Consider the following 9,087-nt stretch of genomic DNA (forward strand, 5'->3'; position numbering starts at 1 on the left):
GTACGCGTCACAGCCAGCGACCACCCCACATCCAGCGGCGAGACACCCTCCACCAGACCCAGCAACCGCTCCGCCTGACCCGCCAGCGCCTGCTCCGACCTGGCCGACAGCACCCACGGCACCACCGGCAACACCGACTCGACAACCGAAGGCCCGACCGGCTCCTCCTGGACCTGCTCCAGGATCACGTGCGCATTCGTCCCACTGATACCGAACGACGACACACCCGCCCGACGCGGACGACCACCCACCCCCGGCCACACCCGCGCCTCCGCCAACAACTCCACCGCACCCGCCGACCAGTCCACCTTCGACGAGGGCGCATCGACGTGCAGAGTCTGCGGCAGCACACCATGGCGCATCGCCATGACCATCTTGATCACGCCGCCGACGCCGGAGGCGGCAGCCGCATGGCCGATGTTCGACTTGATCGAGCCGAGCCACAGCGGCCGACCCTCCGGACGGTCCTGGCCGTACGTGGCGATGAGCGCCTGGGCCTCGATCGGGTCGCCCAGCTTCGTCCCCGTGCCGTGCGCCTCGACGGTGTCCACATCGGCCGTGCTCAGGCCAGAGTTGGCCAGGGCCTGGCGGATGACGCGCTGCTGCGACGGGCCGTTCGGAGCCGTCAGACCGTTCGACGCACCGTCCTGGTTGACGGCGGAGCCACGAATGACCGCGAGTACCTGGTGGCCGTTGCGGCGTGCCTCGGAGAGGCGCTCGACCAGCAGGACGCCGACGCCCTCGGACCAACCGGTGCCGTCCGCGTCGTCCGAGAAGGACTTGCAACGGCCGTCGGCGGCCAGGCCGCCCTGGCGGCTGAACTCCACGAATCCCGTCGGGGTCGCCATCAGGGCGACACCTCCGGCCACAGCCATCGTGCACTCGCCCGAGCGCAGCGACTGGGCCGCGAGGTGCAGGGCCACCAGCGAGGACGAGCAGGCCGTGTCCACCGTCACCGCCGGGCCCTCCAGGCCCAGGATGTAGGACACGCGGCCGGAGAGCACACTGGTGGCCATGCCGGTGAGCAGGTGGCCCTCGGTGCCGGTGCCTTCGGCGGTGCGGCCGAGGTCGGCGCCGTAACCGGAGGCGGAGGCACCGGCGAAGACGCCGATGCGGTGGCCCCGTACGGAGCCGGCGTCGATACCGGCCCGCTCGAAGACCTCCCAGGACGCTTCGAGCATCAGCCGCTGCTGCGGGTCCATCGCCAGGGCCTCGCGAGGCGAGATCCCGAAGAAGTCCGCGTCGAAGCCGGGGGCGTCGTGGAGGAAGCCGCCGTCGCGCACGTACGAGGTGCCGTGCGCCTCGGGGTCCGGGTCGTAGAGCGCGTCGAGGTCCCAGCCACGGTTCGTGGGGAAGGCGCTGATGCCGTCGCCTCCGGAGGCGACGAGCCGCCACAGGTCCTCCGGGCCGGCCACGCCGCCCGGGAAGCGGCAGGCCATGCCGACGATCGCGATGGGCTCGTCGTCGCCCGCTCCGGCCGCGGCCGCCGCGTCCCCGCCGGGAACCGCGTTCGTCACGAGGAGTTCGGACTCGATGAAGCGGGCCAGCGCGGTCGGGTTGGGGTGGTCGAACACCAGGGTGCTGGGCAGCCGTACGCCGGTCTCCTGGACCAGCCGGTTGCGCAGGTCGACCGCGGTGAGGGAGTCGAAGCCCAGGTCTCGGAAGGCGCGGTCGGGGCGGATCTCGTCCACGGTTCCGTGGCCGAGCACCGCGGCCGCCTCGGTCCGTACGAGTTCCATGAGCAGCGCCGTACGGTCGGCCGGGGACAGCCCCGCCAGCCGGTCGCGCAGCCGGGACCGGCTGTCGTGCGCCTCGCCGCCGGACGCGGCGTCCCCGGATTCCCCGTCGGCCAGGGCGATGGCCTCCGGAAGGTCACTGAGCAGCGGTCGCGGGCGGGCCGCGGTGAACGCCGGAAGGAAGCGGTCCCAGTCGACATCGGCGACGGCCACATGGGTGTCGTCGTGGTCGAGAGCGTGCTTGAGCGCGCCGATGGCGTGCTCGGGGGACATGGTGCGGATGCCGCGCAGTGCCAGCCGCTCGCCCTCGCGGCCGTCGGCGAGACCACCGCCGCCCCACGCGCCCCAGGAGACCGAGGTCGCGGCGGCGCCGCGTTCGCGGCGCCGCTGGGCGAGCGCGTCGAGATAGGTGTTGCCGGTGGCGTACGCGCCCTGGCCGCGGCTGCCCCAGACGCTGGAGATGGAGGAGAACAGGACGAACGCGTCGATCTCGTCGTCCTGGTCGCGGAGCAGCTCGTCCAGGTAGGCGGCACCGGTCGCCTTGGCCCGTATCTCGTCCCCGAACGTGCTGAGGTCGATGTCGGTCAGCGGGGTGTCGCTGGCGATGCCGGCCGTGTGGAACACCGACCGCAGGGCCGGGCCGCCGTCCGTCCGTAGGGACTCCAGCAGCGCCGCCAGTGCCTCCCGGTCGGACACGTCGCAGGCGACGACGGTTGCCGGGGCACCCAATGTGCCGAGTTCCGCGACCAGTTCGGCCGCGCCGGGGGCCTCGGGGCCACGCCGGCCGGTCAGGATGATCCGTTCGGCGCCGTTCGCGGCGAGCCAGCGGGCGGTGTGGGCGCCCAGCGCGCCGGTACCGCCGCTGATCAGCGCCGTGCCGCGCGGGACGAACGCGGGGCGTCCTGCCGGAGTGGTGCTGCGCGGGTCGTGGGCGAGACGGCGTACGAACAGGCCGGAGGAACGCAGCGCGATCTGGTCCTCGGTGCCGTCGGCGAGGGCCGCGCACAGCCGGTCGGCGGCGCGCTCGTCGAGCTCGGCGGGCAGGTCGATCAGACCGCCCCAGCGCTCGCCGTGTTCCAGCCCGATGACCCGGCCGAGGCCCCACAGGGGTGCCTGCGCGGGCTGGTGGAGGGACTCGGAGCGGCCGATGGTGACCGCGCCGTGGGTGGCGATCCACAGCGGGGCGTCGAGACCGGCGTCACCGAGGGCCTGGGTGAGGAGCACGGTGGCACGGGTACCGGCGGGGACGGCACCGATCGCGAACGCGTCGTCGGAGCCGTCGGAGCCGTCGGAGCCGTCGGAGTCTTCCGCGGCGAGTGCCAGCAGCGAGAGCACGCCGGCCGGCCTGCCCTCCACGTGCCCGGCCAGGAGGTCCGCGAGCGACGCGCGGTCCAGGTCCTGGGGGTTGATGTCGAGAGCGGTGACCGAGGCCCCCCGGTCCCGGAGCGCCTGGGCCACCCGGTCGGCGAGTGCCCCGTACGCGGTCCGGGTGGGCGTCAGGACCAGCCAATCACTGGCCAGGGAGGCCGAGTTGGGCGTGGCGGACGCGGCGGCCGGCTTCCAGTCGATGCGGTGGCGCAGCCCGTCGACGATGTCGAGGTCGCGGTTGCGGCGACGCCACGCGGCCAGCGCGGGGAGCGCGGCGGCCAGCGGATCGACGTCCACGGGACGCATGGCGTCGGCGAGGGCGGTGAGGTCCTCGCGCTCCACCGCTTCCCAGAAACGGGTCTCGTTACGGAAGGTGGCCAGCACCTCGGCCGCGTCCTGCGCGGCGGTGGGAGTCGGCCAGAAACGCTGCCGCTGGAAGGCGTACGTCGGGAGATCCACCCGGCGACCGCCCGTACCGGCGTAGAAGGACGCCCAGTCCACGGCCGTGCCCCGGACATGCAGCGCGGCGAGCGAGGCGGTGATCGCATGGGGCTCGGGCCGGTCCTTGCGCAGGGCGGCCACGAAGGCGACGGAGTCGGCGCTCCCCTCGTTCCCCGCAGTCTCCGCGTCGGCGACACCGGCCCGGCCCATGGCGGTCAGGACGCCGCCCGGTCCGAGTTCGAGGAACGTGCTGACGCCCTGGTCGGCCAGTGTCCGCACACCGTCGGCGAAGCGGACGGCCTCGCGGACGTGGCGCACCCAGTAACCGGGGTCGCGGACCTCCTGCGAACGCAGCATGCGGCCGGTCACGTTGGAGACGATCGACAGCCGGGGCGGGTGGAACGTCAGGCTCTCCGCGACCCGGCGGAACTCGTCGAGCATGGGCTCCATGAGCGGGGAGTGGAAGGCATGGCTGACCTGCAGCCGCCGCGTCTTGCGGCCCTGCTCGCCGAGGGCGGCGGCGATCTCGGCCACGGTCTCCTCGGCACCCGAGATCACCACGGCGCGCGGCCCGTTGACCGCGGCGACCGACACATCCGTACGACCGTCGAGAAGCCCCGCCACCTCTTCCTCGGTGGCCTGCACGGACACCATCGCGCCGCCCGCGGGCAACGCCTGCATGAGCCGGCCACGGGCCGCGACCAGCGCACACGCGTCCTCAAGCGTGAGCACACCCGCCACATGGGCGGCCGTGATCTCGCCGACCGAGTGCCCGAGCAGGTGATCGGGGGTGACACCCCAGGAGCCGACCAGACGGAACAGGGCCACCTCGACGGCGAACAGACCCGCCTGCGTGTACACGGTGGCGTCGAGCAACGCCGCCTCGGCGCTGCCCGGCTCCGAGAACACGACCTCGCGCACGGGCAGGTCGACATGGACCGCCAGCTGCCGGTCGAGCTCGGCGCAGACCGCGTCGAAGGCCTCGGCGTACACCGGGTACGTCTCGTACAGCTCACGCCCCATGCCGGGACGCTGCGATCCCTGACCCGAGAACATCAGGCCGAGCCGGCCCGGCACCGCCAGGCCGCGCACCGTGCCCGGCGCGTTCCCGCCCCGGGCCAGCGCCCGCAGGCCGTCCAGCAGCGTCTCGTGGTCCTCGCCCAGCACGACGGCCCGGTGCTCCAGCGCCGACCGTCCGGTGGCCAGCGAGAAGCCCAGGTCGAGGACGCGTTGCCCGGCGTCCCCGGCACCGTCCGCCGTGAGATGCGTCAGCAGCCGCTCGGCCTGGGCCGCGAGACCCTGCGCGGACGCGCCGGACACGAGCCACGGGTGCTCCGCCCCACCAGCCCCACCCGTCCCACCCGGTCCATCCGGGGCGGATACCGGCTCGGGCGCCTGCTCGACGATGATGTGGGCGTTGGTGCCGCTCACACCGAAGGACGACACGGCGGCCCGGCGCGGCCGGCCGGTCTCCGGCCAGTCACGCGCCTCGGTGAGCAGCTCCACCTCGCCCGCCGCCCAGTCGACGTGCGGGGTCGGCTCGTCCACGTGCAGGGTGCGCGGCAGCACACCGTGCCGCATCGCCATGACCATCTTGATCACACCGGCCACACCCGAAGCGGCCTGCGCGTGACCCATGTTGGACTTCATCGAGCCGAGCCACAGCGGCCGGCCCGCCGAGCGCTCCTGCCCGTACGTGTCCACCAGGGCCTGCGCCTCGATCGGGTCGCCCAGCACCGTGCCCGTGCCGTGCGCCTCGACCGCGTCGACCTCCGCCGACTCCAGGTCCGCGTTGGCCAGGGCCTGGCGGATGACCCGCTGCTGGGCCGTACCGTTCGGGGCGGTCAGCCCATTGGAGGCACCGTCCTGGTTGACCCCCGTACCGCGCACGACGGCCAGGACCTGGTGCCCGTTGCGCACCGCGTCCGAGAGCCGCTCGACGAGCAGCACACCGACGCCCTCGGCCCAGCCCGTGCCGTCGGCGGCCGCGGCGAAGGACTTGCAGCGCCCGTCGACGGCGAGCCCGCCCTGCTTGCTGAACTCGGCGTACGCCTCGGGCACCGCCATCACGGCGACACCACCGGCGAGCGCGAGCTCGCACTCGCCGGACCGCAGCGCCTGGACGGCCATGTGGAGTGCGACCAGTGACGACGAGCAGGCCGTGTCGACCGTCACCGCCGGGCCCTCCAGCCCGAGGGTGTAGGCGACGCGGCCGGAGACCACGCTGCCCGCCGTACCGGTCAGAAAGTAGCCCTCGACGTTCTCGGACGCGTTCTGCAGCTTGTTCTCGTACCCGGAGACCGCCGCACCGGCGAACACACCGGTGCGGGTGCCCCGCAGCGCCGACGGAGCCACCCCGGCCCGCTCGACCGCCTCCCAGGCTGCCTCCAGCAGGAGCCGCTGCTGCGGGTCCATGGCAAGCGCCTCACGCGGCGAGATCCCGAAGAACCCGGCGTCGAACTCGGCGGCATCGGGGACGAACCCGCCCTCGTACGCACCCGAGCCCGCAGGACTCGTCGCGTACAGGGCGTCGATGTCCCACCCCCGGTCGGCCGGGAAGGGGCCCACCGCGTCGCGGCCCTCGTCCACCAGCCGCCACAGGTCCTCGGGGCTCGCGACACCGCCGGGGTACCGGCAGCTCATACCGATGATCGCAATGGGCTCCCGGGCCACCCCGGTGATCCGGGCGTTCTCCTTCCGCAGCCGCTCGGTCTCCTTGACCGACGCCCGCAGAGCCTCGAGAACCTTGTCCGCCGAAGTAGCCATCATGCACTCCACATTTCGCACGTCATCATGAGCCGTTGTCTCCCAGAGCCAGCTGGATCAGGCTTTCGGCGTCCATGTCGTCAATCGAGTCGTCTGCTGCCACGGCCGGGGCCGGAGCTGTTGCCGGAACGGGTGCCGGAACAGGCACCGGGTCCGCGGCGCCGGTTGCCACCGGCAGGTCGAACTTCGTCCGCAGGAAAGCGGCGAGCACCACAGGGGTCGGGTGGTCGAAGACCAGCGCGGCGGGCAGCCGCAGCCCGGTGGCCCGGGTGATCCGGTTCCTCAGGTCCACCGCGGTCAGCGAGTCGAAACCGAGGGTCCGGAAGGGCTTGTCGGGCCGTACGTCGGAGGGCCCCGCCAGACCGAGCACCGCCGCCGCGTGATCCCGCACCAGTTCGAGCAGCGTGTACTCCTGCTCGGGACCGGGAAGTTCGGCGAGTTCGGCACGCAGCGCGGCCGCCGCGTCCCGCGCGGTGTCCTGACCGCCGTCCGTCTCCGCGTCGTCCCCCGGCCGCACCGCACCGCGCACCTCCGGCAGATCACCGATCAGCGCGCTCGGGCGCAGCCCCGTGAACGCCGGGGCGAAGTCCCGCCAGTCGATGTCGGCGACGACGACCGCCGTCTCCCCGTGCTCGACGGCCTGTCGCATCGCGGACACCGCGAGCTCCGGTGCCATCGCCGCCAGGCCGAGGCCGCTGAGCGCGCCCCCGACACCGGCGCCGCCGGCCAGCCCGTCGCCCTGCCACCAGCCCCAGGACACGGATGTCGCCGACCGGCCCTGCGACCGGCGCCGGTGGGCCAGCGCGTCCAGGGACGCGTTCGCCGCCGCGTACGCCGAGTGCCGGGCATTGCCCCACACCCCGGAGATCGACGAGAAGAGGACGAAGGTGTCCACGGAATCACCCAACGCCTCGTCGAGGTGCAGGGCGCCGTTGACCTTGCCGGACAGGACGGTCGCATAGGCGGCCGCGTCCGTGTCCTGCACGGCCGCCGTGTCGTCCACGCCCGCCGTGTGGAAGACGCTGCCCACCGGGCGGCCCTCCGCCCGCAGCCGCTCGACGAGCGCGTCGACCTGGTCCCGGTCGGCCACATCACAGGCCACGACCGTCGCGGAGGCACCGGCCACGGCCAGCTCCTCCACCAGCTCGGCCGCTCCCGGACTGTCCGGACCACGGCGGCTCGTCAACACGATGTGTTCGGCGCCCTCGGCGGCCAGCCAACGGGCGACATGCCCGCCGACGGCGCCGGTGCCACCGGTGACCAGGGCGGAGCCACGGGGCTCGAAACGGCGTACGGCCTCGCCCAGCGAAGCCCGGCCGATCCGGCGGGCGAAGACACCCTCGCCACGCACCGCGACCTGGTCCTCGGCCCCGTAATCGCCGGACAGCACGGCACATATCCGCTCCGCCACCGATGCGTCGCCCCCTTCCGCCGCCACGTCGGGCAGGTCGATGAGACCGCCCCAACTTCCCGGCGCCTCAAGGGCGATGGCCTGGCCCATGCCCCACAGCTGTGCCTGCACCGGACTGCTCGCCGGATCGCTGTAGCCGGTCTGTCCAATCTGGACGCCGCCACTGGTGAGGCACCACAGCGGTGCTCGCACGGCGGTGTCGTCGAGAGCCTGCACAAGCGCGAGCGTGTGGGTGGTCGTGGCCGGAAGCTCCGTCCCCGGAGCCGTGCCGGCCCTTTCGTCCAGCGCCAGCAGCGACAGCGCACCGGCGTACGTGGACGCCTCGGAGCCCGGGTCCGCGTCGCCGAGGGCCGTGAGTGCCTTGGCGATACCCGCCCGGTCGCTCTGGCCCTCGGTGAGCACCAACGCCACCACCCGGGCGCCCCGTCCGGCCAGCTGCCGTGTGCAGTCGGCCACCAGCGCGCTGTCGGCCAGTGCCTCGGGCACGACCAGCAGCCACGCACCGGAAAGGGCACCGGGGGCACCCGAGGACACCGACGGCTTCCAGGTGACCCGGTACCGCCACGAGTCCAGGGTGGCGTGGGCAGTGGCGGTCCGCCGCCACGTGGCCAGCGCCGGCAGTACGGCACTCAGTGGTCCGGCATCGACACCGTTCAGCTGCCGAGCGAGCGCCTCGGCGTCACCGCTCTCGACGGCCTTCCAGAACTCCGCTTCCGCGGTGGACTGTTCAGCCGGTACGGAGGTGGCGGCGGGGGCCTCGGGCTCGTCCTTGAGCCAGTAGCGGGTGCGTTGGAAGGCGTAGGTGGGGAGGGGGGTGCGGGTGGCGCCGGTGTCGGCGAAGACGGCCGGCCAGTCGACGGTGGTGCCGTGGACGTGGGCTTCGGTGAGGGAGGTGAGGAAGCGGTCGGGTCCGCCTTCGTCGCGGCGGAGGGTGCCGAGGGTTGCGGCGTCGGTGCCGGTGTTCTCGATGGTGCCCTGGAGGCCGAGGGAGAGGACGGGGTGGGGGCTGACCTCGATGAAGACGGTGTGGCCGTCGGCGAGGGCGGTGCGGGTGGCCTGCTCGAACTCGACGGTCTCGCGGAGGTTGTTGTACCAGTACCCGGCGCCCATCTCCGTACCGTCGAGCAAGGCACCGGTGAGGGAGGAGTACAGGGCCGTACCGCCGGTCTGCGGGGCGATGCCCACGAGCAGCCGCGCCAACTCCGCCTCGATCTCCTCGACGTGGGCGGAGTGCGAGGCGTAGTCGACGTCGATCTTGCGTGCGCGGATGTCGTTGGTGTGGCAGTCGGTGACGAGTTCGTCCAGGGCTTCGGGGTCGCCGGAAACGACCACGGACGAGGGGCCGTTGACGGCGGCGATGGAGAT

2 protein-coding genes are annotated in these 9,087 nt (G+C 73.1%); both read right to left on the reverse strand.

Annotated features, from left to right (window positions below):
- Positions 1-6,311 (reverse strand): type I polyketide synthase (locus BT364_RS38440; RefSeq protein WP_143166630.1); only part of this gene is annotated, 6,311 nt, incomplete at its 3' end.
- Between the two features lie 25 nt (positions 6,312-6,336).
- A partial coding sequence (locus BT364_RS38445) for an SDR family NAD(P)-dependent oxidoreductase (RefSeq protein WP_143166631.1) occupies positions 6,337-9,087 on the reverse strand: 2,751 nt, incomplete at its 5' end.

Origin of the sequence: Streptomyces atratus, assembly GCF_900119365.1 — a bacterium.
GTDB lineage: Bacteria > Actinomycetota > Actinomycetes > Streptomycetales > Streptomycetaceae > Streptomyces > Streptomyces atratus_B.